The organism is Bacillus sp. 105MF (assembly GCF_000374885.1).
Taxonomy (GTDB): Bacteria; Bacillota; Bacilli; order Bacillales; family Bacillaceae_G; genus Bacillus_A; species Bacillus_A pseudomycoides.
Genome location: NZ_KB895581.1, coordinates 62,577 through 87,086, shown reverse-complemented (window position 1 = coordinate 87,086; position 24,510 = coordinate 62,577). Strand labels below are relative to the sequence as shown.

Sequence of the window (24,510 nt, the reverse complement as noted above, 5' to 3'; positions counted from 1 at the left end):
TTGAACGGGGACTGTTGATTCATAAGTTTACCAAACATGATTTAAATTAGCTCTATCTTTTCATTAGTTTTGAGGTATGAAACTCTTCAAAAAACATCCGAAATATCAAGAGATATCTTTTTCTGTAGTATATAAAGCAGAAAAAAGAGACACGTGATATTTTTGGATGTTTTTTATGTTTCGTAAATTGGAATGCTGTACATTATCAAAAAAATAACAACTAATTGTGTGATAGACTGGAATTTGGAATAACATGTATGTAGTAGTTCGGCTATTAGGATACAGGTTACGCATTTAATTTATATATGTCTCTGACAGAATGTTTATTGGATAACCAAAAGGAGGAGAAAAGTATGTTACATAGTTTACATGCAATAGAAGAAGTACGAAATGGAAACATGTATACGAAAGAAGCGAATATATGGCTAGGATTTTTATTGGAAGAATATGGAGTGGTGAGTGTAGAAAGGAATTACCGAAGTATATTAGAGTATGTGGAACGGACGCTAAGGCATTTAGAAAAAATGAATGCTTCATACGGTATTCGTGCTCGTGTAGAAACTGTATTATGCTGGAGTGAAGTATCGAAGTGTGGTTCTGTAACGCAACGCAAGAAGTGGGAAGATTTAGGAGTGTCGTTTTTAGCACATAACGAAGATTCAGCTTTTATTTATAGACGCTATTTTCCATATGATGATGTAACGTTTACACTTATTCGTACGCATGGATTAATAGGGCAAGTATTACGAGGAGAAGTATCCATGACTTCTCATGACGAACTGGTAAGATTATGGCAGCGAGGTGTGATTCAAAAAGATGAACTGCGTGAAGTGCTTCGTGTTTTAAATGAATGTATTATTACCGGGGTATCTGATAAGTTATGGATAAGAGTGAAGGAAGAGGTATATGAACGTATTGAACAAATACTTTGCGGAGAACTGATTGAATATAGTGTAAAGCAGCGAATTCGGCGGTTACGTACGAATGCTTCACCTAACGATACATATTTTGTTCAAGAGTATGATTCAATTATGAATGATAGGTTAGAAGAAATGTTTACAGTTTTATTTGATTATGACCTTTGGTATGTAGAAGCAGCATTAACTCATTTTAGTTTTGAAGAATTCGTGAAAGTATTTGCATTAGCCTACCAACATATTACTCAGAAGAATATAGATCATATCAGTTTCCAGCCTCTTATGGACGCATTGTATTATGAGAGAGAGGGAGAGAAATACTTAAATATTTATACGAAACGAGCAATTGAAAAAGTATTGAGAAGTGTATCAATAGTAGAATTGCTAAATATGAGTCGAATTCCTCAATCAGAAATGTATCCTGAATTAAAGGAAACTGAAAACGTATTAACAATTGGTTTTGGAACAAGTGAGGTTGGAAAAACACTCATCGAATTTTGTTTAGCCTGTAAAAAAGAAAATAATGCTCATTATGAACAAGCTGTCATGATGTTATGTGAAATATTTGGCTTACGCCGGGATGTGTTTGATCGATTGGAAAATGAGGAAGAATATCTTTCGCATATGAATGGAAGTGTAGATGATAAAGTTGTGGTTCTTCCATATGTAGTAGGAGATACAATAGTAGAGATTGGTCCCGGTGGGGGTGTAATGATGAATAAATTTAAAGAGGTTTATCCGAATAAATCGGTTATTGGAATAGATTTATCACGAAATGTAATTGAGAAGTTAACAAGTGATAAATACGAAAAAGGCTACAACTGGGAAGTTACACTAGGCGATGCTTTACATCTTGCAGATACATTCCATCCGGAAAGTATTTCTACAGTTCATTGTGGTTCAGTAAATCATGAGATTTTTTCTTACGGAGAAACAGATGGTAAGAAATTTAATGTTGCGACAATGGAACGTCTAGTGAGAAGTGTATTTCGAGTATTGACTCCTGGAGGACGTTGGATTATTCGTGATGGAGTAAAGACAGAAAGTAAAGAATGGTATGAATTACATTTTCATGATGAAACCGCTATGCCTTTCTTAAAAAATTATCAACGTGATTTTCAAGGGCGACAAATTAAGGTGAATATATTAGATGTGGATCGAGTAAGAATGCCAGTTAATGATGCAATGGAATTTTTATATACGTATACGTGGGGAGAAGAAGCGTATCCACATGAGGTGCAAGAACAATTTGGTGTATTCACACTTCAAGAATATATTGATTTTGTAGAGAGTGTTGTAGGTTCAGAGAATGTAAAAGTAATTGAGGCCAAGCAGTACCTTCTAGAAGGTTATATAGAACATTTATCGCAAAGGGTTACATTGTATGATGAACATGGTGAACAAATAGCATTGCCGAATAGTACATGTTTGATTGTGTTTGAGAAAAGATAAAAGAGACGGAATCATGTTTTTTACTTAAAAGATAGAAGATGGGGCTAGCAAAATTCGATTTCGCTGCCTCGTTCCAGAAAAGATTCTGAAACGGATTTACATATAATCTGTTTCGGAATCTTTTTTTATGAGCATGTATAAATTGAGCTTTAGAAATTATGTTTACTAGTTTTATATTTTAAACTAATTTTCCCTAGATTTTACTTAGATTTTACTTTCACCACCTACAATGAAAATAAGAAAACGTAAGTGATAAAAATTTACACTTGTTTCATAAAGTGAGGAGGTAACGTGATGGAATTAATAATTGACCACGTAACAAAAAAATATGGTGAGAAAATAGCATTGAATGATTGTAGTTTACATTTAAAACCAGGAGTATTAGGACTTTTAGGCCCGAACGGTGCGGGGAAGTCTACACTTATGCGTATGTTAGCAACAATTGAACAACCGACGAATGGTAGTGTGATATGGGATGGGGAAAATATTCAAAAGAAACCGAAGTTGTTACGTTCATATTTGGATATTTACCGCAAGACTTTGGTGTATATCCAAATATGAACGCGGTCGAATTTCTAGAGTATATCGCAGCGATGAAAGGTTTATCAATGAGCTCTTCAAAAAAGCGGATCAATGAATTGCTTGAAGCGCTGAACTTAATGAATGACCGGAAACGACTATTAGGTGGCTATTCAGGTGGAATGCGGCAAAGAGTTGGAATTGCACAGGCGCTATTAAATGATCCGAAATTATTGATTGTAGATGAGCCGACAGTAGGATTGGATCCTGAAGAAAGAATTAGATTTAGAAATTTATTATCTAGTCTTTCTACAGATAGAATTGTTATTTTATCGACGCATATTGTAACGGATATTGAATCAATTGCGACAGATATTGCTTTATTATCAAAAGGAAATGTATTAGCTCATATGAGACCTGAACAACTATTAAAGCATGTAGAGGGAAAAGTATGGGAGTGGGTTATACCAGCTTCTGAGTTACATCATGTTCAAAAGAAATATATAGTAAGCAGCGCGATTCACCGGAGTGCTGGAATTCATGCACGCATCGTTTCCAGCATTGCGCCTAGTGCTAAAGCACATATAATCGCAGCCTCTCTTGAGGATGCTTACTTATATTATGTTTCTTCGAAAGGAGGGCATAAAATTGAACAATGTATATAATCTATTTTATTTCATTAAAAACAATTTAATTAGACAAATGAGAAGTTATCCATTTCTAATTGTAATTGGATTAACGATTTTTTTGGGATATGCTTGTGTGCCAGCAGCTTCAGCAGGCTATGAAATATTTTATCTTGGTGGAGTTAGAGGAATATATAATTCAAATTGGCTTGGTGGTATGGGAGCAATGACTTCTACTTTATTTATTTGGTTGCTTGGTTTTTATATGTTAAGAAGTCAAATTTCAGACGATCAACAGTTAGGAGTAGGGCAATTGATTGCCGCTTCACCTATAAGTAAATTTCAATATATTTTTAGTAAAACGATTTCTAATTTTATTGTTTTAGTGGTCATTGAGACGGTATTTATCATTGCTTTTATGGTAATGCAATTTATACGTGGGGAAGACCTTTCGTTTCAATTAGGTGGTTATTTATATCCACTCTTTTATATTGTATTTCCTTCATTATTGCTTCTAGCGGCATTCACAACTTTTTTTGATGTGTTTCCTGGTCTAAAAGGTGTAGTAGGCAATATTGTGTTCTTTTTCTTGTGGGTGTTATTAGCGATTATGTCGTTTGAAATGTCAAATCGTTATTTAGATGTATTTGGTTTAGGAATCATTCGTTCTGATATGATACATGATGCAATGAGAGAATATGAATTTTTAAGAGGAACAAATGGTGGAGGATTCGGGTATAACCCGGTAGAGGGAAAGATTAAAACATTTCACTGGGATGGATTGACTTGGGATGCAGAAATACTTGTAACAAGTTTGGTTTGGATTGGAATGGCGATGTTACTAATTTGGCTAACGTCCCTTGTGTTTAATAGATTTCTTACATTTACCAAAGTAAAGGAAAAGGTAAGAGAGGTTGAAGGGAATAAGAAAACATTCGCTGTGAATGAACAAAATCATAACTCTTTTATATTGACTTCTATAACGAAAACAAAGAGCATTAGTATGTTTCGTTTAATTAAAGCGGAGCTATCGATTATGTTAAAGGGGTTTACGATTTGGTGGTAGGTAATTGCGATTGGGCTTATAGCATTTGGATTGATATGTCCGGTAGATATATCAAAAGGATGGCTACCTATTATTATAATTTGGCCAATTGCAATTTGGTCACAGATGATGACGAGAGAAAAATACTATGGTACGGATCAAATTATTATTTCGAGTTGTTCCCCATTGTATAAGTTTTTTGCAACATGGATTTCAGGTGTTATCGTGGGTCTCATTATCTCCAGTGGTCTTATCATTCAATTTATATTAATTGAAGATATTTCATTCTTGTTTTCTTGGCTTAGCGGTATAGTGTTCATTCCAACGCTAGCGTTAGTATTTGGAGTGTGGAGCCGAACGCATAAATTGTTTGAAGTCGTGTATATACTTTTATGGTATTTAGGACCAGTGAATCATCTTCCATATGTAGACTTCTTAGGAATATCAACATCATACGCTATTTTGTATATGGGGTTATCTATCTTATTGCTAAGTATGGCGTTAATTGGACAGTTACAGCAAATGGGAAGGCTACGGCTAATATTCAAGTAAGTAGTCAAGAGGGGTGATGTAATGAAGGGAATCAAAGAAAAAATATATTTATTTTCATCTATAAGTCTAATGACTTTAAGTATAGTGGCTTGTGGTACAAAAGAGAGTGAAGCGCCAGTCTCCAAACAGTTCGCCGTGAAAAATATAAATGAGATTTATATAAAAACAGTAGGAGAAAATATTAAACTCCATTCTACAATAGAAACAGATATTAAAGTTGATATAGGAGAGATAAAAGATGTAAAAGTGAAAGAGAATGGGGAGAAATTAGAAGTTATTACAGAACACTCTTCATCCATTGTAAATTTAAAAACAGCTACTGTGCATATATACCTTCCTGAAAAAACATATGAAAAAATAGATGTTAAAACAGAGTCAGGTGAGGTAATAGGTGAAAATATAGCATCTGAACAATTGAATTTGTATAGCGATTCAAGTGATATGACAATAAAAGAGTATAAAGGAAACAATATAAAAGGAGTTTCCAAATCAGGAGGGATTACGTTACAGGGAGTGGAAGGAAGCTTCGATATTCAAAACGATACGGGAGAGGTGAATGTATCCGCTGTTTCAAATTTAAAAAATGAAAGTAAAATAAAAACCGAATCATCTCATATAAATATAAACTTTAAGAGAGAGCCAAAAAATCTAGAGGTTGACTTGTCAACGCGTGCGGGTCAAATAAAAAATGAATTTTCACTTTCAACTGGTGAAAAAGGAAACAATCATAAGGTAAAAGGTCGTATAGGAACTGGAAAAGGGAATGATACAAAGTTAACGGTGCAGTCTATGACAGGAACGATTGAGTTAAAACGTAATGAGAGTGTGAAACAGCTTTAAAAAATAAAGTTCGATTATGAAAGATACATTCTGAATGGATACTCTCGCTCTACTTAGAATATGTTTGTACAGTATAAATCTCTTTATAGGTGTGTTTATTTAAACTTTTTAAATTATTCTAGATTGCTCTTCATCGGTGCACTGTATACTCTCTTTTTCTTGACAGGAATATCATATAGTATTAATATACCGGGGAGTATATTAATACTATATACATGGTAAAAACGTCTAATGAAAAGGAGTACAGGGTGTCATGCGAAGGAAAAAAGAATTAACAAATTCGAATTCGAAACGACAGTTATCGAACATTTTAGCCCAAACGGTTAAAACCGGAATTATTAAATCGAATTTGGTCCCAATGTTTGCTGGGTTAACATTGGCTTTATATAAATATCAAATTAGCCCGTTTGAGAAAATTCCAGAGATTATATTTGCTTTCATCGGTTCTATTTTAATCATAGGTGCAGCAGGGGCTTTTAATAATCTGTATGATCGTGATATTGATTCGATTATGGAGAGAACCAAAAATAGACCAACTGTAACCGGAGAAATAAGCCCTAAGGCTGTATTATGGCTTGGAATATTGATGACAATCTCCGGGTTAGTATTTCTTGCACTAACCACATATTTAGCAGCCTTATTAGGGTTTTTAGGCTTATTTTTGTATGTTGTACCGTATACAATGTGGAGTAAGAGAAGAACAATTTATAACACAGAAATTGGAAGTGTTTCAGGGGCAATGCCGCCACTCATTGGCTGGGCTGCTATTTATCCGGATATAATGCATCCGGCTATTATTGGGCTTTTTATCATAATGGTTATTTGGCAAATGCCTCATTTCTACGCCATAGCTATTCGCAAACATGATGAGTATAAGGCTGCAAAGGTTCCGATGCTTCCAGTAGTCAAAGGTGTTAAAAGAACATATATACAAACGAATATCTATTTAATTGTTTTAATTGGAATAAGTGTTCTTTTAGGATCTTTAAGCATTGGTCTTATGCTAGTAGCGCTTCTTTTAAGTATTTTATGGCTTGTTTTAAGCATTTATGGTTATAAAAAGATGGATTCAGAGAAATGGGCAAAATCATTGTTTGTTTTTTCTCTTCTCCATATGACGATTTTATTTTCAACGATCATTATCTATTCCCTTATAGGTGTCTTTTTTGGAAGATGAATATAGGTAACGAATGAAAAGTTTTAGAACGATTTAATTTGTAAAGAATAAGAAAAAACCAATTTCTCGTATATTAGAATGAGAGATTGGTTTTTTAGCGTGTGAATAAATTTTACTTACGTTTGTGCTACTAAGTTGAACGAAAGTAATCGTCACTTTAATAAAACTATATTTTTGTCGATAATAAGTACTATAGAGTTGGAAGGGTAATATGAATCGTTGTTCCTTTCTCTATTTCACTGTTTATTTGAACGGTTCCACCATGTGCCGTTATAATTTTTTGGGCGATAGCCATTCCTAAACCAGTTCCTTCATTTGAAACGTTTGTAGTTGTACCTCGGTAGTACTGTTTAAATAGATTTTGAACTGTCATTTCATCCATACCGACGCCAGTATCTTCTATTATAATATGTACAGTGTCCTTTAATAGAATTGAGGTATGGATCTTTGTTTCTACAGGGTTATGTAAAACGGCGTTCATAAATAAATTTTGCAAAGAGCGATGTAGTAATTTTGTATCAATAGGAATAATAATGTTCGTTTTGTCTGCGTGAAAGCTAAAATGATAGTGTTCAGATCGTGGATCATTTGTCATATCAGCTATCATTCTTCTTGTAAATTCAATGATATTTATTTCTTCTTTTTTTAGCGGGATTTGTGAATCATGAAGGCGGAACGAGAGGTTTAAGTCTTCAATTAACTCCTTCATATGGTCCCCTTTTTGTTGAATCTCTTGCAGAAACTTCTCTTTTTCTTCCTCACTCCATTCATGGTCGGGTGATAACATAAGTGCACTGTATCCTGTAATATAAGTGAGAGGTGTCTTTAAATCATGAGAGATTCCTGCCATCCATTCGCGTTTCATTTTCTCAAGTTGTTCTCGTTCATTCTCTATTTCTCGTAATCTATTTGTTAAATGTTCTATATTTAGAAAGACGTCTTTATATAAGCGATAAGGGCCTTTTAATTTTCCTGTTTTTTTATTGTACATTTGTTTCGTACTTTCTGGAGTTACATAAGAGCCTTCTGCTAGATGGTTAATCCATGAAATTATTCGAAATAAAGGTTTCCCGATATGCCATCCATATAAAATAGCGCCTAAAATAAGAGTACATACAAAGAGGCAAAAAACGATAAGAGCTTCCGTGTCTTTGTTCTCTTTGCTTATTCCGATAAGAGGTAGTATGCCTTCCATGAAGATGGCCATGAAAATCCCCATAAAAAAAGTACCGATAAATAAACTACGAATAAAATGAAAGCCTAGTCGGAAACCAATTTTCATTTTTGTTGCTCCTTAGTATGCGGAATAAATTTATAGCCAATTCCTCTCAAATTAACAATGTATGTAGGGGATTTAGGATCTTCTTCTATTTTTTTACGTAATTTAGAAATATGCATGACTACTGTTTTATCATCACCCATAAAAGTAAGTCCCCACACTTGTTCATATAATTGCTCAGCTGTAAAAATCCGATTTGGATGTGTGCATAAGAAAGTAAGTAATTCTAGTTCTTTAGCAGTGCAATGTACAGATTTTCCGTTTACTGTTATCAGTCCCTCGCTTGGATATAGAGAAAAGGATTCAAAATGTAAATTAGAGTGTTCTTCCTTATGATGATGTATTAACATTTGTTGTCTGCGTAATTGTACGTTAATTCGAGCAGCTACTTCTAAAGGGTTAAATGGTTTTGTTATGTAATCATCCCCACCAATTCCGAGGCCTGTTAATTTATCTAAGTCACTAGAGCGCGCTGTCACAAATAGAATAGGGGTATTTGTATAGTTTCGTATTTGTCTACATAATTCGAAGCCGTCTATATCTGGTAGCATAACATCGAGTAAGATAATATCGAATGGACGATTTTCAACTAAGTTTAACGTCTCACTTCCGTTTAGAGCGGTTGTTACATGAATAAAATTTTCTTTCTTTAAGGTTAGTACCAACATATCTAATATACCTTGCTCGTCATCTACTAAAAGAATATTTTCTGTTCTCATTATGTATCCGCCTTTACATGTTTTTTGTCTCATTAAAATAATTTGGAAAATATTTCACATGTAATAGTGTAACATAATACGATTTTGCTAGATAAAAAAATAACAACAAAGAAATATTCCTTGTTGTTATTTTTGAAAATGAAATTAATTCATTTGTACCATCTGTTCAATTTTTTCCATAAAAGATTGATGAAGAGCTTCTACACCATCTACTAAATGTAGACGATCAATGACAACAGATACTTTAATTTCAGATGTACTTACCATTTTAATATGAATATTTTCGTCTTTTAATGTAGAGAACATGTCAGCGGCAACACCTGGATTGGATACCATGCCAGATCCAACAATTGATACTTTTGCTAGATGATTTTCATATTCTACAGATTCATAGTGAAGTGCTTCTTGATTTTGTTCTAATACTTCTAATGTTTCTCTTAAGTCATCCGAATGAATAGAGAAGGATAGATGTACAGTACCTTCATTTGTAATACTTTGAATAATAATATCAACATTAATGTGAGCGGTAGCCAACGTAGAGAAAACAGTTGAAAGTGCTCCTTGTTCTAATCCTTTAATTGTTACGCGTGTAATATTATCTTCAAATGCAATACCTTTTACGATTGATTGTTGTTCCATGTTACATTCTCCCCTTACAATTGTTCCGTTTTCTTGTTCCATACTTGAACGAACTTCTAAAACTACGTTATGATTTTTCGCGAATTCAACAGCACGTGGATGCAGTACACCAGCACCAAGATTTGCGAGCTCTAACATTTCATCATAAGAAATTTCATCTAATTTATATGCGTCTTTTACAACGCGTGGATCAGTCGTGTATACACCTGTTACGTCTGTGTAAATATCACATTTTTTCGCTTTCAGCGCAGCTGCTAATGCAACAGCAGTTGTATCAGAACCACCGCGGCCTAGTGTGGTAATTTCGTTCTCTTTACTTAGTCCTTGGAAGCCAGCAACGATTACAATTGTTCCTTCTTGTAAAAGGGAGTGAATGCGTTCAGTATTAATATCAGAGATTCTTGCACTTCCATGTACAGATTCAGTCGTAATACCAGCTTGCCACCCAGTTAGTGAAATAGCGTCGTATCCTTTTGCTTGCAGCGCCATTGTTAATAAAGAAATGGTAACTTGTTCGCCAGTTGTTAAAAGCATGTCCATTTCACGTTTACTCGGATTTTCGGTAATAGCAGTAGCAAGTGCGACAAGCTCATCTGTGCTTTTTCCCATTGCAGATACAACTGTAACAACACCGTTCCCTCGTTCATATTCTTCAATAATTAAATTTGCTACATGTTGAATGCGCTGAATACTTCCAACAGAAGTACCACCGAATTTTTGAACAATCGTTTCCATTACAAATTCCTTCTTCCATCCATTTTTATTAATTAATCAGGAAAGGTGTAAAAAACATATAAGAGAGATGTATAAGTCCCTAAATATTCCTGTAGTTACCGGAAAGAAAAACAAAAAAACACCATCTCAAATAGGTAAGGATGGTGCTGTTACAGGAAAAGGGAAACAGAAAAAGGAGCTAATAAAAAAACCGCCAAAAAAGAATATCATATAAAGCATGATATCTCTTTTTTGTAGATAGCTCTTCATATATACACGTCTGTACATATGACAGTTCTGTTTCTATTCGAAAACAGCCCCAATTAATAAATGCAGAGAAATTTATTAATTTCGGCAACACTTCCTTTTTTCTAAATTCATCGACATCTCTGTGTCTCCTTTAGAATACTTATAAGCGTTGCAACCTCTATCTCACGTTTTGGGCGAGAGTGTTTGGTTTATAAAGTTGTTTGGTAACATTTGTTTTATAATAATTAAAATATTTTAGGAAATCAAGTGCTTTATTAATATTTTTAAAATTAAGTCTTTTCGTGTGATGAAAGAATTATTTGAAAAATATAGATAGAATCGAATTTTACGTATACATTAGTGATATAGAGGGAGTGGAGGGAGAGAGGATGAAGAGGCAGAAACCGATTTATGTTCAAACAGCAATGGTAACATCAATGGATGAATTATGGAAGTATACGCAAGATCCGATGTTACATACAGAGTGGGATGCTCGCTTTACTGAAATATCATATTTAGAGAAACAAGATGATGAACTACAACGTTTTTTATACAAAACAAAAATCGGTTTTGGGCTTGAAATAGTTGGTGAAGGGGAATCGGTAGGGGAATTCCAAAAGGAAACAGGAGAAAGAATATCTTCGCTAAAATTTTGGACAGACAATAGACTTTCATTGATACAAATAGGAAGAGGCTATTGGAAATATACACCGAATGGAGAAAAGATTTACTTTGAAACGCAGTATGATTATGAGACGAGATTTGGTGGTGTAGGGAGGATTATAGATTCATATGTATTTCGGCCGCTATTAGGATGGGCGACAGCATGGAGCTTTGATGCTTTAAAATTATGGTTAGAAAAAGGGTTGCATCCTCGCTTGTTAATAAGAAAATCGATTACGTATTGGCTTATTTGTTTTTTACTTTCTTTTGTATGGATGTATCAAGGGCTTATGCCAAAAGTATTATTTAATCACCCAGAAGAGGTACAGATGCTTTCTGTACTTATTGGTTCAAACGAAAATAGCATTCTTTCGCTTAAAATAATTGGCTTTTTAGAAATAGGAATCGGGATCATATGGTTGTTGCCGTTTCAAAAACAGAAGTTATTGCTGCTGCACATTATGATTTTAATTGGTCTAACCATAGTAGCAGGATTCACAAATATTTTGAGTTTTATCCAACCATTTAACCCCATTGCCTTAAATTTTATATTAATTGGATTATCAATTATTGGGTATATGAACAGTAGTGATTTACCAAGAGCGAAAAATTGTAAGAGAAAAAGAAGGGGGTAAATGCGTGGCTAGCATCTATGAAGTATTATTAGGAGAATCTTATCAGCAGCTACACCCGAAATTACAAAAACGTTATGCAATTACGGAAAACAATAGTTTTATAGGTGAAGGGAAAATGGATGAAATTGATGAAGGATCGTTTCTTGTCAAGATGCTTTTAAGAGTTGCATCTAAGTTTCGCATGTTCTTTTCAGAAAGAGGAAAAGAAGTACCGTTTACAATACATAATATTGCTGAAGAGGATGCGAAAGGAAATGCTTTTGTAAGGTGGAATCGGATGTTTCGGTTTGATAACAAAAAACGTTATTTCAATGCCGTTATGTACCTGAATACAAAACAGAATGAAATTATTGATTACTTTGGTGAACCGTACTTGCTCGTATCAACACTTGCCTTTTATGTTGATGAAGAAGGAGCAATGCATATCTCATCAAAAAAACAATGGTTTTACATACTTGGGAAGAAAATACCACTACCCAAATTTTTATATGGAGAGGCGAAAGTTATAGAGAGCTATGATGATGCATTAAACTGTTACAAAATTCATGTTCAAGTACGAAATCCATTATTTGGCCCGCTTTTCTCATATAAGGGAACGTTTGTAGAAAGGGATCAGACTAGATGAAAAATATAATTCTTGGCCTTATTTGTTATATGGTTTTTATTATATTGGAATGGCCGAAACTAAATCCCGTTGAATGTATCATAGTGTTATCTGTTTTTTTATTTATACCAATGTCATTATGCATTGTTGATAAGGAAAAAAGAGATGGGTCACAGGTTTTATTTTATAAATTTGTATTGTTACTTTATCCGGTTGCTGCAATCAGTGCGATGCTGGCCTTCATAACAGATTATTTTTTATTTGCAATGATTTGGTTTATATATACAGGCATTATTGCATTATTCGGCGTAAGTAGGTTACTAGAAAGAGGATGGAAGCCTTTAGAAGAGACGGCAATTGATAGCGGATTTATTTATTTGTTTTTAGGTGGTTTTTGGTTCTTTGCCTCTGTAGCAAATATATCCATTATGCAGTTTAGTTCAGATATTGTTTTGCTTACAGCAGCTCACTTTCATTATTCAGCCTTTTTACTACCTTTATCTGTAGGTTTACTTGGGAGAAAGCAACAAAAGAAAAGTAAACTATATAAATTTATCACGGTTATTATTGTTATTTCACCGATGACAGTAGCGATTGGTATTACTTATTCAAGAACATTCGAGTTCTTTGCGGTATTAATTTATCTCATCTCACTTTATGCTTATGGTGTTTATGTATGGAAAACAAAATTCACTTCGATAATTGCAAAAATCCTTCTTATCATTTCATCGAGCACACTTATGATAACGATTTTATTTTCGTTAGTATACTCATATGGGAACTTTAAGCAAGTTATGACGATCACAATTACGCAAATGGTTTGGATTCATGGTGTTGTGAATGGAATTGGTGTAACATTGCCTGCTTTTATTGGCTGGATGATTGAAAAGAATGTGCCAGCTTACATTCATTATGGAAAACCGATGAGTCGTATCAAAGGGAAGATGAAAGTGGGGGAAACGCTTTTCTTGCAACAGGATTTCATAAAGAAGAAAGAGTATACAGGTCTTGTAGAGCAAATGAGTGATTTTCATAGTATGGAGTTTGATGAAAGAAAAGTATCTCCACTTATCATTGATTTTTATGAGCATACGAAAAATTATCAATTAAAAGCAAACATTAAGTGGTCTCGTTGGTTTCGGCCCTTTGCCTTTCTCTATGAAAAAATAAGTAGACATATACAGCAAATTCATTTAGGAATGGGAAATAGATGGGAAGCTATGTATGGTAATATCATTGCGGTAAAAGGTGAACGAGATGGTAGAGAAGATGTGAGGGCATGGATTCGAAAAAATGAGCAGGATGAAACGATCTTTGTAGCTCTTTATTCACAGCATACATATAGAGGAGATACATATATGAATATTGCTTTGCCGCTACCATTTTCTAATATGACGGGTATTTTAAAATTACGTAATGATAACAAAGATCTTATCATTACTAGTCAGTTAAGAGAGAGTACAAAAGGAGACGAAGGGATTTATTTACATACCCCTTTCTTTACGATTCGATTACCGTTAGCTGAGACTTTTACGATAAAAGAAAAAACTGATCAGATTTTGACAGCGCACCATCAAATGTGGGTGTTTGGTGTGAGGTTTTTAGAGATTGATTATGAGATTGAGAGAACGGAAGGGAGATGTCGTTGAAATTTTTTTTTGATATATCTAAAAACTAAATTATTAGAAAAGAAAGAAAAAATAAATGTTATAATAAAAGGAAAAAGAAGGAAGATGTTTAGAGGAAGGGGATACATATGCAAGGAGAAATACAGACAAAAAATAAGGGGAGTTATGTAAGTAATTTATTGTTACCTGTTACAAAATCACGTCATTTTACTTTTTTATGGATTGGACAGCTTCTTTCCGTCTTGGGAAGTTCCATTACAATGGTAATTCTTCCAGTAGTCGTATATACGTTAACAGGTTCAACAGTTGTTATGGGAATGACGATGGCTATGTATATGCTTCCGAATATTCTTGTTTTACCGTTTTCTGGGTTAATCGTTGATCGCATGAATCGAGTTAAATTAATGTTATTTACTGATATTGTTCGATGCATAGTGATGATAACACTTGCGACACTTATTTTTACAGATACTTTAACAATCAATATTCTATATGTATTAGTAGCAGTATATGGACTAATGGAAGGCCTGTTTCAACCGGCATATGCAGCGGTGCGAGCAAGGGTTTTCGTGCCAGAAATTCGGAATGCAGCTAACGCATTAACGCAAATGAGTAATCAAGGCGTTCGTTTAATAGGCCCAGCGCTTGGCGGGCTTATTGTTTCAGTTGCATCGGCTGGAATCGGGTTTGGGTTAGATGCATTGACTTATTTGTTATCTTTTATTTGTTTATTGTTTTTAAAAGATGTAACAGCTAAAAAAGTACAGGAACAAACAAATCAAAAAATGAATCTCAAAAAAGATTTTACAGAAGGTATTGTTGTTTTAAAAAGCCATCCGTGGCTTTGGATTACAATTTTAGCATTTTCATTTATTAATATTTGTTACGCAGGAATTATCGTTGTATTAATCCCTTGGCTATTTAATATACATCATCAGTTTGAACCGTTTGTTTATGGACTTGGAATGGCGTGTTCTGGAGCTGGGGCTATTGTGGCAGCTCTTATTTTTGGCGGGAGACAGAGGTGGCATAAACGAGGATTGCTTGCCTATGGAGGTGTTCTCATTAGTGGGATGTCACTTTTACTAATGCCCTTTGTTTCTTGGGCACCAGGATTAATAGGGTTAATGGCATTAGAGGGGTTTGGAATTATGATTTTTGGCCTAATATGGGAAACGAGCTTGCAAGAACTCGTGCCAGAAGAAGCGTTCGGAAGGGTAGCAAGTCTTGATATGTTAGGATCGTTTGCATTATTGCCGTTAGGATATTTAGTTGTCGGTTGGTTGGCGAATATAATTGGTGGTACTGTGACAATTATCATTCTAGCTATTGCAGCAATTGTCGTAGTAGCAATCGCGCTACTTGTTCCGAGCATTCGCAAGTTTGATTAATATAGGTTAACAAAAAACAGTAAGCCCTGTTAAACGGTAGAGCTCACTGTTCCTGAAATACAAATGTTTGCGTAAATTGTTTTTCTGCTTTTTCGGGGTGACCATTATAACTAAAATCTTTCTCTTCCCAGCTAATAACAATATCAAATGAATTGGCGTCTTCATATAATGGGAATTTCATTTTTGTAAAACTAGTTTGACTATATGACACGCTCATATCAGACTTGTTGAAAGGCTTGAAAGAGGCTTTTGATTTCGGGTTATTGTGACGTATTTCAACTGATACGTTAGATACGTCCTTACCGATATTCTTTACAAGCAAGCTGTATGAATGAAACATATCTGCTTTTGATGGTAATGCTTGAGGATCCTTAGCCTTATCAACTTCAATATACCACTGCTTAGATTTTGATGTAACAGGGAGTTCTGCAAAAGTAAAAGCGCTTGTTTGAAGTGGAACTGCAAAACATATGAAAGCAAGTAAGAATAATATTTTTCTTGTCATGTATGATTCTCCAATTCGCTATAGCGGATAGTTTTGATTTTGTTAGCATTTTCTAATTTTAAAGAAGTTATGCATGTATATTTGATTTAGCAGTTATAGAAAAGTGACGCGACACATATGCTGCACTGGGATAACCCGGGAATTGTCGTAGAAGTGATAAGAAAGCACTGGACGGGAAGATAGAAAATTATCTTATTGTGTATATGCACGAGTTATAAAGCTAATCTTTCTTAGTTGATAGAAGGATTAGCTTTATTTTATATGTAATTCTACAGGAAGAAAATGAACTTTTTTCAAGTTGGTAGGTAATAAATAGATAGGATGAATATGGGGAGGTGAAAACGTGGAGGAAACATTACTAATTCAGTTGGCGAAGGAGGGGAATATAGTAAACCAACATGAAACGTATAGGGGTTATGACACAATTGTAGTTCAAGGAGAATTTATAGGTGCTAATGCTAAAAAATTTCAAGCAAAAATATTTCATTATTGGTTTGATCGAAATACAGGACTTGTTTTGAAATATGAAAATCGAAATGAACAAGGAGAGGTAGTGGGTTATTTAGAAACGGAGTCCTTTGTTGTAAATACACCAATTGCAGATAGAGAATTTGCGGTGGATATTCCTCTTGATTATCAGAGACAAAATATGAATTCTAAGTAGTAAGGAGGTTATGAATGAGTAAATTAAGAAATGTTTATAGGCGGGATTATTATTGTGATATTGATTTTTTTATTTTTTGCGAAAGTTAAGAAAAATAAAAAGAGAAGTTGGTAATTTATGTTATAATATTATAAAAGTTTCGGAGGGGAAAATGATGAAAGGAAAGAAAAAGGAGATACAAACAAACGATAAAGCGATTAGTTATACACATATAGAAATGGGTTCCAAAACGATTTGCTTTATGTTTTCAGGTTCAGGTTACAATTACGATAAACCCTTGTTTTATTATTCGACGATGGTAATGCTCCAAAACAAAATCGATGTTGTCCATATCCATTACGCCTATGATGAGCAAACAATGAAAAAAAATATTGAAGAAATAACCAAAATAATAATGGATGATATTAATCCTGTGATTTTAGATGCTTTAAAAAATGGGCAATACAACAATTCGATTTTTTTAGGAAAATCACTCGGAACAATTCCAATTGCGAATGACTTAATGAAGAGAGATGAATTCTTAAAGTCAAAAATGATTTTACTCACTCCTCTGATAAAGTCTGATTCGATTTTTGACTCAATCTTGAATAGTCATCATCAAGGGCTTTTAGTTATCGGGGATAAAGACCATCATTACAATTCAAATCAAATTGACCAATTAAGTAAATCAAATTTAAAGATTGATGTTGTCCAAAATGCAAACCATTCCTTAGATGTTGGAGAATTTGAAACAACAAATTCAATTTTAGCTTTATCAAGGGTAATGGAAAAACTCCAAGAAACCGTTAGGACAAATTAGTGATAAACTGATATTATCAAAAGTTCACCAATTTGGGTGCTAGTTCACTTGCTAAAATAACCATTTAAAAAAAGGTGCTAATTGCACCTCTTTTTAAATGGTTATTTTTAATTTTGTACTTCAAATCCGAACCCGTTAGGATTTTTCTACATAGTCTTTTGTTTTAAATTCTTTACAGGGTATGAAATGAAAATTTAATTGGTTACATTTTACAAATACTAAAATATAATATATAATCAACAATCATATTAACATCGTTAATATGATTGTTGATTATATGAATTGCGAGGTGTCTTGAATGAAAGGAAGAGATGTTGTTTTAGGGTTATTGATGGAAAAAGAGTTGTCTGGCTATGACATAAAAATTGTATTTGAAGATGTGTTCACTCATTTTTTCGATGGAAGCTTTGGTATGATTTATCCAACTTTAAGGCAGTTAGAGAAGGAAGGGAAAATCAAAAAAGAGGTTATTATGCAAGAGGGAAAGCCAAATAAAAAAATGTACTTCATAACGGATGAAGGAAGAGAAGAGTTTTATCAATATATGAAGACTGATGTAGAGAAGGATGTGTTACGCTCGGACTTTTTAATGCGAATGTATTTTGGTAATTATGCTGATGGAGAGACAATGAAGAGATGGATTGAAGAAGAAATTAAAAGGAAAGAAGCATATATTGCAGATCTTCGCTTGAAATATGAGGAATGGAGAGAGGGTATAACATTTGTAGAGGAGATTTCGCTTGATGTTGGTATTGCATCGTATGCTGCGCAAGTTGAGATATTAAAGAAGAAATTAGTCCAACTTACACTGGAAGAAGATAGGGAAAACAAGGAATAAAAAGAAGTGCTAATTTATAAAAGGGGAGATTGCAATGGAGCAATCAAGGGGGCTTAAGATAGTGTTTTTGATGTGTTTAGGTATTTTTCTTTGTATGATTGATACCACCATTATGAACATCGCTTTACCAGTAATACAATCTAGTGTAAATACGTCATTAGAAAAAATGTCATGGATATTAAATGTGTATACAATGACAATTGCGGTGCTAGCAATCCCGTTAGGACGTATTGCTGATATTTTTGGAAAGGCTAAGATGTACATCATTGGTTTAATCGTTTTTGGTGGTGGATCGGCGCTTTGTGCCTTTGCGAATACGGGAGATTTTCTTATCTTTTCTCGCTTTATTCAAAGTATAGGAGCTGCAATTTTATTTCCGACGAGTATGGTAATTGGAGTATCAGCAGTTCCGTTAGCTAAGAGGCATATTGCGCTTGGTATTTTAGGAGTAACACAAGGTTTATCAGCTGCGATTGGCCCTGTAATAGGCGGGATTATTACACAAAATTTAGGATGGAGATGGGTATTCTTTGTCAATATTCCAATTTGTATTATTGGGATTGTTTTATGCTTTAGTATGCTACAAATAAAAAATGAAGAACGAGTTGTATCGAAAATTGATTGGATCGGATTAATACTAAGTAGTTCAGCAATTTTCTTTTTCACCCTCGTATTAGTAAAGGGAAATACATGGGGATGGTTGAGTACTTTAGCGTGGGTTTGCTATATTACTAGTATTCTCTCTCTCTTGTTATTTATTTTAGTCGAAAGAAAAGTTTCAGCGCCTATGGTGAATTTGCAGCTATTTAAAGATCGAACCTTTGTTGGAGCATCTATTGTGGTCATATTAAGCAATCTATTTTTGGTTGGAGTAACTGTCTTACTTCCGACTTTTCTTACAAAAATACAATATCGAACAGAAATGGAAGCGGCTTTTTTAGTTACACCTATTTCAGCAATGATATTTATTGTTTCCCCACTATCTGCAACGCTAATTAAAAAGCTTGGGAAAGTTTTTATTATTTTATCGGGTTTCATAGTGATGAGCATAGCGTATTATTGGTTACAAATGATAGGAGTAGATTCAACAAGTGCAGATATTATTATTCCTTGTATGATATTAGGTGCTGGATATGGTTTAGTCGTAGGTCCCATTACGATTTTAAGTGCTTCTTCATTTGAAGGGGAATTACTAACCGCTTCCCAAAGCATTGTATCGATGTTGAGACAAGTAGGGATTGTATTAGCTGTTGCTATATTTGTATCAACTTTAACTCATAATCTATCTGTAAATAAAGACAATGTTTATCGTTATGCTGAAGAGAAAGTTCGTAATATTCATGTGGATCAGGTTGAGCAAGAAAAAATATTGCAAATAACAAAAGAAAAAATCCGAAATAAAAGTTTAGAATCAAATGCTGAAAAAAAACAAAGTGAAGACAATCTCGGCTTGAGCAAGGAACAAAAAGAGAAATTGATTCATGAAAAAGTGAATGAAGCTTTAAATGGAGTTCCAGTGGAATATAGAGAAGGAAAAAGAGAAGAAATTACAAGGCAAGTAACAAAAGAAGTGGAAGAAAAAGAAAAAAGTATAAAGAAAGATATCCTTGCATTCTCAAATGATGTTAGTCATTATGCCGAAAATAAGATGGCAATGAGCTTTACAGATTTATATAAAGTAAGTGCACCAATTATTTTACTTTGTGGTTTGGTGAGTTTGGTGTTTTATAAAGGAAAGTTTCGAGTTGGTAGGAGAAGAAAAGGGTTAACGAGTAAGGGATGGTGAAGTAAATAAGGAATTAATATGATTTGATTAATGAGAGAAAAGCATTCCACAACTGCAATGGTGGAATGCTTTTTTTATTTTAGATAAAGTGACTAATCGCTTAAAGCTCTTTTGAAAATATGCTTTGAGCTAATTCTTTAAAACTCGTTTCGTCTCTCGGTACGATTGATAAGTCCTCATGCCAAATCTCAACAATTTCCCAGTTATTTGTAGTTTGAAAGCCTATCGCATCGCCAGCAAAGTTATCACCAAATAATAAAACAGTTTTTATTTCTGGATTTTCATCTGCGTCATATATTTCATCCGCTTCAATAAGTCCTCCATAGAACATAAAATACGCATTAGAAACAGATCCATATCCAACTTCTTTTAAGAAGATAATGTAATCTTGGGGTATACCATTAAGCATAGATTCTTCATCAATAATGGATTCAGTTAATTTACTAAAATCATAATCAGTTGGTGCATCATGGATCTTTTTTAGAATATCTTTGTATACCATATGTACACACTCCAAACGTTTTTGTGTAACCCCATATTATAATTTTATCTGTTTTGTTAACTTTGATTTTTCTTATAAACCATAAATCTTATATAACTTGCTTATTTATCTTTTATATTTCTAATTCTAGAGATACACACTATGGAATAAAGGCTATTATTAGCACAATACAAAATCCATATTTAATTATATTTGGATAAAAAAGAGAAATCAATACAATTTCATTTTGAAAATATAGAAAAAAGTGGAGTAACACATTTTATCCCGTAAAAGCTCGATTCGTTCAGCTAACCATCGGCGGGGAAGTGAAGACTCCCACTGATGGAAGTTTCACTTTATATTCGGAAATAAGTTATACGGTTAGAATTTTAATGGGGTTTATTGGAATAATACTAGGAGGTATATAATGTTTTTTGTTTAAAAAGGTGTCTCAATGATTGAGATACCAGTTCGTAATTGGTATGGATGGTGATTACAATAGAACAACAATTACATTATCTCATTTCGCATTTTGGATATTTCGGGATTATTATTGCTTTAGTGGGTGGAATTATCGGGTTACCGATACCTGATGAAACGTTGTTAACGTTTGTAGGGTACTATGTATATAAAGGGGAAATGAAATTTCTACTTGCATTACTAAGTGCATGTATCGGTTCGTCAATTGGTATTACTATTAGTTATTTGTTAGGAGTGAAACTTGGGATTCCGTTTTTAAAGAAATTTGGTCCGAAAATACATATTACAGAAAATAAAATAAATCGAACACAGATTTTGTTTCAGAAGATTGGTCCTGCCTTATTATTTATTGGCTATTTTATTCCTGGGGTTCGCCATGTTACTGCCTATTTAGCGGGTATTTCTCGTTTTCGATTTTGGACTTTTTGCCTTTATGCATATTCAGGAGCATTATTATGGAGTTTCACCTTTATCAAGTTAGGATTAGAACTGGGAGAAAAGTGGCGTCATGTAGTACACTATGCTCACCGTTATAGCCTCATTCTTTTAATTGTGCTAGTTATCCTTGTGGGTTTGATTTTTGTATATTTTCGCTTCAAAAAAGATAGAAACTAAGTTATCCCGTTATTCGTGAGCAGTAATACTCCCACTTCAAGATATTCTCAGTAATTTTTTGGCATTAAAACGAGTAATTGATTATGATACAAGCCTTATTACACAAGGAGCGCTGGAGGTTTATTTGAAAAGTGGCATGTTTCATACGCACAGTAAGCGACTTACAAAAAATATGCAAAAAAATCGATGCTATTACATCAAGAAATTAAAAGACAACTCCAAGATTGTGAAGTTAGCATTGACTATAAAAGGTCGATTTCTCTTGATACAAAGTTACATCTTGCCTTACCGCAAAATATGAATGCAACTGAGTTGATTCAACGTTTACATGCTGAACATGTACTATTGAGGCCTATTGATGAAAATTATTTATCAAATTTTTATAAAGAAAATATCATTAAAATAGATGCAAGAAATATAAATGCATCTATTATTTCAACCGGAATTCAAACTATAGTTCAAACAATATCTAGAATGAGCTAAGTAGTTGACTTGTGAATGACTCCTTCTTAACACTCTTATGAGTTGTTTGAAGAAGGGGCTTCCTGCTTGGGGTTCCCAAGCAGTCTTACATATTCTCCACAGGCGCCGTTTATACTGTTTGGACACAACCTTGTCCTTCAGTTTCAGTCTTCCGTCGTTCTCACATGTAATTGTTCTAATCCTTTTTGCAAAATGTTTAGACTCGCATTGTGATCCAGGTCTAATATCGTTCCACACTTTGTACAAATATGTGTCCGAATCGATAGGGATTTTTTTACGCGATTTCCACAGCTTGAACAATCTTGTGATGTGTATGCTGGATCTATTTTTACAAGTAGACCTCCAAATTTTTCACACTTTTACAAAAGCATCTTGCGAAAAGCGCCCTAGCCCACATCAGAAATCGACTTTGACACTTTTCGATTCCGAACCATATTTCGGATATCGAGATTCTCTATACAAATCACCGATAAATCTTTTCATATAAACACTTTACATAAGTTAAACTATCAAAATGAAAAAAGAACCTTACAAAAATGTAATGTTTATGTCACAAAATAAGATAGTACATTGTGAGTAATCTTATTAAAATTGAATAGATTATGATTTGTAGGTGGAAACAATAAAAAAATATAATAAGAATTTATTAGAGTCCAAAGGTATATTTTGTTGAAATGTAGCGTGGACTCTATAGCAATAAAGGAGATTATGTAATGAATTTTAAAGACTTAGATTATGAATGGTTCAACTTTATAAATAGTAAGGTACAGCAATATCCACTGATAGATGATGTAATGATTATATTTGCAGAATATGTACAATATGCTTTCGTGTTACTACTCATCCTGTTATGGATAAAGAATAAACCTCAATTTCGTGTAATGGCTTTTCAATCGATTGTTGCGTTTACTTTAGCGTATTCCATCAATAGAATTATCGAGATATTTATTTATAGAGAGCGTCCTTTTGTCTCACATAACATCACAAAACTTGTAGATCATGCTGCCAATTCTTCTTTTCCAAGTGATCATGCAACATCAGCTGTTGTAATTGCAGCTACACTATTGCTATCTGCCTATCGTTTTAAATATACTTGGTTTTTCTTAGCACTTGGTGTAGCTTTTTCGAGAATATGGGTAGGAGTACATTATCCATTGGATGTAATTGCAGGATGTGTACATGGAATATTAATAGCATTATTTACGCAGTACGTTGTATTTAAAATACGACCTTTCGCTACATTAATTGCGAAACCTATTTTTCAAGGGAAAACTAGCTAAAAGAGTCGAGTCGGTTGGATGAGTGCTAACATGCGCATAGGAGAATAGATAATAGTAGAAACATGGTTACACGATTTTTAGTAAGTATATATTGAAAAATGTTCTATTGTGAAATCATGTAAAAGAACCAATCATCGATATCATCGAGGGTTGGTTCTTTTTATTATAGAGAATTTTACTCAATACTTTTTCTCATTCCTCAGAAAGGCAGAAAGGTTCTATATGCACCAAAATCTTCAAAGGGATAGAAAGCATTTGTAAAGAAATTATGTAATGTATATTATAATATTAAATTTAAACATTATAATTTTAAATGAATGTATCGTATACTGGGTTTAAAACTAAATGAAAATGTATATGAGAAATTGAAGGTGAGAAGTTTTGGATTGCATTCAAAAACTAACTAGTATTTATGGCTTAGGGCTTTGTTGCGGATTGTGGAGCAAAGAAGAAGTAATTCAATGGTGTGATAAAGTGATTGAAGTGAGTGACAGCCCGCCATATGAAATAATTGAGATATCCTTAATGTCTAAAGAAAAGATAGATGATATTGAAGGGAAGTTATTTGAGTTTAGTAGAATAGTTGATGAAGAGTATGCTGTGAAATTAACTCTTTCTGTAATTCATGAAAAGTTAGTACGAAATGAGCTAATGATTGAAGAGTCAATTAAATCCACAACTAGACTTTTAGTCAACAGAGGTTTGTATTGGGAAGATGAATATCGTGATTTATATAGTGTTGATGATAGTTATGAATTAGCTAAAAATGGCGATCATTTTGATTTAGTTGAAGTTGTTAACATTTACATTGAAATGTTAGGGTTTTATGGTAAATATTTTAGTGAGTTTGAAAATTTGTATTTTAAAGTAATGGAGAATAAATGGGGTAGATAAAAGAATTGAAGATAAATTTAGTAACAAGAAGGCTTA

The 24,510-nt window shown here is 33.6% G+C and carries 20 protein-coding genes, 3 pseudogenes and 1 riboswitch; of the genes and pseudogenes, 17 read left to right on the top strand and 6 right to left on the bottom strand.

The genetic code is table 11. The annotated features are described in order from the left end of the window. Nucleotides 1-353 precede the first annotated feature (353 nt). From C564_RS0121020 to cyoE, 5 genes and pseudogenes are all read left to right on the top strand, one after another. Nucleotides 354-2,369, top strand: coding sequence for a class I SAM-dependent methyltransferase (locus C564_RS0121020; protein WP_018766713.1), 2,016 nt, complete (start codon nt 354-356; stop codon nt 2,367-2,369). Nucleotides 2,370-2,663: 294 nt separating this feature from the next. Beyond that, nucleotides 2,664-3,553, top strand: a pseudogene (locus C564_RS33680) (ABC transporter ATP-binding protein). 37 nt (nt 3,554-3,590) lie between these two features. Next, nucleotides 3,591-5,111: pseudogene (locus C564_RS38460) on the top strand (hypothetical protein). A gap of 21 nt (nt 5,112-5,132) precedes the next feature. Continuing rightward, nucleotides 5,133-5,951 (top strand): DUF4097 family beta strand repeat-containing protein, encoded by an 819-nt coding sequence (locus C564_RS0121005; RefSeq protein WP_018766710.1) that lies wholly within the window; start codon nt 5,133-5,135, stop codon nt 5,949-5,951. Nucleotides 5,952-6,204: 253 nt separating this feature from the next. Beyond that, a complete protein-coding gene (gene cyoE / locus C564_RS0121000; protein ID WP_018766709.1) occupies nt 6,205-7,128 on the top strand; it encodes a heme o synthase in 924 nt (307 codons plus the stop codon). Between the two features lie 190 nt (nt 7,129-7,318). Here cyoE and C564_RS0120995 read toward each other — a convergent pair whose 3' ends face one another. The 3 genes from C564_RS0120995 to C564_RS0120985 form a co-directional block, all read right to left on the bottom strand. Further along, nucleotides 7,319-8,410 (bottom strand): sensor histidine kinase, encoded by a 1,092-nt coding sequence (locus C564_RS0120995; protein WP_018766708.1) that lies wholly within the window; start codon nt 8,408-8,410, stop codon nt 7,319-7,321. Beyond that, complete coding sequence (locus C564_RS0120990; RefSeq protein ID WP_018766707.1) at nt 8,407-9,126, bottom strand: response regulator transcription factor; 720 nt, start codon at nt 9,124-9,126, stop codon at nt 8,407-8,409. The genes C564_RS0120995 and C564_RS0120990 overlap by 4 nt, the downstream gene beginning before the upstream one ends. 144 nt (nt 9,127-9,270) lie before the next feature. Next, nucleotides 9,271-10,500, bottom strand: a complete 1,230-nt coding sequence (locus tag C564_RS0120985; protein ID WP_018766706.1) for an aspartate kinase — start codon at nt 10,498-10,500, stop codon at nt 9,271-9,273. Nucleotides 10,501-10,730: 230 nt separating this feature from the next. Then, a riboswitch (Lysine riboswitch) is annotated at nt 10,731-10,917 on the bottom strand. A 200-nt stretch (nt 10,918-11,117) separates the two neighbouring features. Here C564_RS0120985 and C564_RS0120975 point away from each other — a divergent pair. The 4 genes from C564_RS0120975 (at nt 11,118) to C564_RS0120960 (ending at nt 15,649) form a co-directional block, all read left to right on the top strand. Then, nucleotides 11,118-12,026 (top strand): DoxX-like family protein, encoded by a 909-nt coding sequence (locus C564_RS0120975; RefSeq protein WP_018766704.1) that lies wholly within the window; start codon nt 11,118-11,120, stop codon nt 12,024-12,026. 4 nt (nt 12,027-12,030) lie between these two features. Further along, entirely contained in the window at nt 12,031-12,651 is a 621-nt protein-coding gene (locus C564_RS0120970; protein ID WP_018766703.1) for a DUF4166 domain-containing protein, read from the top strand. Further along, on the top strand, nt 12,648-14,279 hold the full coding sequence (locus C564_RS0120965) for a YndJ family protein (RefSeq protein ID WP_018766702.1): 1,632 nt from the start codon (nt 12,648-12,650) through the stop codon (nt 14,277-14,279). Before C564_RS0120970 ends, C564_RS0120965 begins: the two co-directional genes overlap by 4 nt. A gap of 107 nt (nt 14,280-14,386) precedes the next feature. Beyond that, complete coding sequence (locus C564_RS0120960) at nt 14,387-15,649, top strand: MFS transporter (RefSeq protein ID WP_018766701.1); 1,263 nt, start codon at nt 14,387-14,389, stop codon at nt 15,647-15,649. Nucleotides 15,650-15,692: 43 nt separating this feature from the next. On the opposite strand, the gene C564_RS0120955 is transcribed toward C564_RS0120960, so the two are convergent. Then, nucleotides 15,693-16,154 (bottom strand): hypothetical protein, encoded by a 462-nt coding sequence (locus C564_RS0120955; RefSeq protein WP_003196732.1) that lies wholly within the window; start codon nt 16,152-16,154, stop codon nt 15,693-15,695. A 343-nt stretch (nt 16,155-16,497) separates the two neighbouring features. Here C564_RS0120955 and C564_RS0120950 point away from each other — a divergent pair, with 343 nt between their 5' ends. From C564_RS0120950 to C564_RS0120935, 4 genes are all read left to right on the top strand, one after another. After that, complete coding sequence (locus C564_RS0120950) at nt 16,498-16,818, top strand: hypothetical protein (RefSeq protein WP_006094433.1); 321 nt, start codon at nt 16,498-16,500, stop codon at nt 16,816-16,818. Nucleotides 16,819-16,972: 154 nt separating this feature from the next. After that, entirely contained in the window at nt 16,973-17,617 is a 645-nt protein-coding gene (locus C564_RS0120945) for an alpha/beta family hydrolase (RefSeq protein WP_018766700.1), read from the top strand. Nucleotides 17,618-17,915: 298 nt separating this feature from the next. Then, nucleotides 17,916-18,455, top strand: coding sequence for a PadR family transcriptional regulator (locus C564_RS0120940; protein ID WP_018766699.1), 540 nt, complete (start codon nt 17,916-17,918; stop codon nt 18,453-18,455). A gap of 34 nt (nt 18,456-18,489) precedes the next feature. Beyond that, complete coding sequence (locus C564_RS0120935) at nt 18,490-20,241, top strand: MFS transporter (protein WP_026008648.1); 1,752 nt, start codon at nt 18,490-18,492, stop codon at nt 20,239-20,241. A 100-nt stretch (nt 20,242-20,341) separates the two neighbouring features. Here C564_RS0120935 and C564_RS0120930 read toward each other — a convergent pair whose 3' ends face one another. Next, entirely contained in the window at nt 20,342-20,743 is a 402-nt protein-coding gene (locus C564_RS0120930; RefSeq protein ID WP_003196738.1) for a hypothetical protein, read from the bottom strand. 477 nt (nt 20,744-21,220) lie between these two features. Here C564_RS0120930 and C564_RS0120925 point away from each other — a divergent pair, with 477 nt between their 5' ends. Then, nucleotides 21,221-21,817 carry a DedA family protein gene (locus C564_RS0120925; RefSeq protein ID WP_026008647.1) on the top strand — a complete coding sequence of 199 codons (597 nt, stop codon included), beginning with the start codon at nt 21,221-21,223 and terminating at the stop codon, nt 21,815-21,817. 186 nt (nt 21,818-22,003) lie between these two features. Then, nucleotides 22,004-22,300, top strand: a complete 297-nt coding sequence (locus tag C564_RS33670) for a hypothetical protein (RefSeq protein WP_018766696.1) — start codon at nt 22,004-22,006, stop codon at nt 22,298-22,300. Nucleotides 22,301-22,443: 143 nt separating this feature from the next. Here C564_RS33670 and C564_RS37630 read toward each other — a convergent pair. Further along, a pseudogene (locus C564_RS37630) lies at nt 22,444-22,770 on the bottom strand (RNA-guided endonuclease InsQ/TnpB family protein); the annotation flags it as partial. A 243-nt stretch (nt 22,771-23,013) separates the two neighbouring features. Here C564_RS37630 and C564_RS0120915 point away from each other — a divergent pair. Further along, complete coding sequence (locus C564_RS0120915; protein WP_006094441.1) at nt 23,014-23,580, top strand: undecaprenyl-diphosphatase; 567 nt, start codon at nt 23,014-23,016, stop codon at nt 23,578-23,580. A 381-nt stretch (nt 23,581-23,961) separates the two neighbouring features. Next, nucleotides 23,962-24,474 carry a hypothetical protein gene (locus C564_RS0120910; protein WP_018766695.1) on the top strand — a complete coding sequence of 171 codons (513 nt, stop codon included), beginning with the start codon at nt 23,962-23,964 and terminating at the stop codon, nt 24,472-24,474. Nucleotides 24,475-24,510: the final 36 nt, after the last annotated feature.

What these genes read in the sequence shown, in the direction of transcription:
- C564_RS0121020 (WP_018766713.1), top strand. Translation starts at nt 354, where the DNA reads ATGTTACATAGTTTACATGCAATAGAAGAAGTACGAAATGGAAACATG.
- C564_RS0121005 (WP_018766710.1), top strand. Translation starts at nt 5,133, where the DNA reads ATGAAGGGAATCAAAGAAAAAATATATTTATTTTCATCTATAAGTCTA.
- cyoE (WP_018766709.1), top strand. Translation starts at nt 6,205, where the DNA reads ATGCGAAGGAAAAAAGAATTAACAAATTCGAATTCGAAACGACAGTTA.
- C564_RS0120995 (WP_018766708.1), bottom strand. Translation starts at nt 8,410, where the DNA reads ATGAAAATTGGTTTCCGACTAGGCTTTCATTTTATTCGTAGTTTATTT.
- C564_RS0120990 (WP_018766707.1), bottom strand. Translation starts at nt 9,126, where the DNA reads ATGAGAACAGAAAATATTCTTTTAGTAGATGACGAGCAAGGTATATTA.
- C564_RS0120985 (WP_018766706.1), bottom strand. Translation starts at nt 10,500, where the DNA reads ATGGAAACGATTGTTCAAAAATTCGGTGGTACTTCTGTTGGAAGTATT.
- C564_RS0120975 (WP_018766704.1), top strand. Translation starts at nt 11,118, where the DNA reads ATGAAGAGGCAGAAACCGATTTATGTTCAAACAGCAATGGTAACATCA.
- C564_RS0120965 (WP_018766702.1), top strand. Translation starts at nt 12,648, where the DNA reads ATGAAAAATATAATTCTTGGCCTTATTTGTTATATGGTTTTTATTATA.
- C564_RS0120960 (WP_018766701.1), top strand. Translation starts at nt 14,387, where the DNA reads ATGCAAGGAGAAATACAGACAAAAAATAAGGGGAGTTATGTAAGTAAT.
- C564_RS0120955 (WP_003196732.1), bottom strand. Translation starts at nt 16,154, where the DNA reads ATGACAAGAAAAATATTATTCTTACTTGCTTTCATATGTTTTGCAGTT.
- C564_RS0120945 (WP_018766700.1), top strand. Translation starts at nt 16,973, where the DNA reads ATGAAAGGAAAGAAAAAGGAGATACAAACAAACGATAAAGCGATTAGT.
- C564_RS0120940 (WP_018766699.1), top strand. Translation starts at nt 17,916, where the DNA reads ATGAAAGGAAGAGATGTTGTTTTAGGGTTATTGATGGAAAAAGAGTTG.
- C564_RS0120935 (WP_026008648.1), top strand. Translation starts at nt 18,490, where the DNA reads ATGGAGCAATCAAGGGGGCTTAAGATAGTGTTTTTGATGTGTTTAGGT.
- C564_RS0120930 (WP_003196738.1), bottom strand. Translation starts at nt 20,743, where the DNA reads ATGGTATACAAAGATATTCTAAAAAAGATCCATGATGCACCAACTGAT.
- C564_RS33670 (WP_018766696.1), top strand. Translation starts at nt 22,004, where the DNA reads ATGCTATTACATCAAGAAATTAAAAGACAACTCCAAGATTGTGAAGTT.
- C564_RS0120915 (WP_006094441.1), top strand. Translation starts at nt 23,014, where the DNA reads ATGAATTTTAAAGACTTAGATTATGAATGGTTCAACTTTATAAATAGT.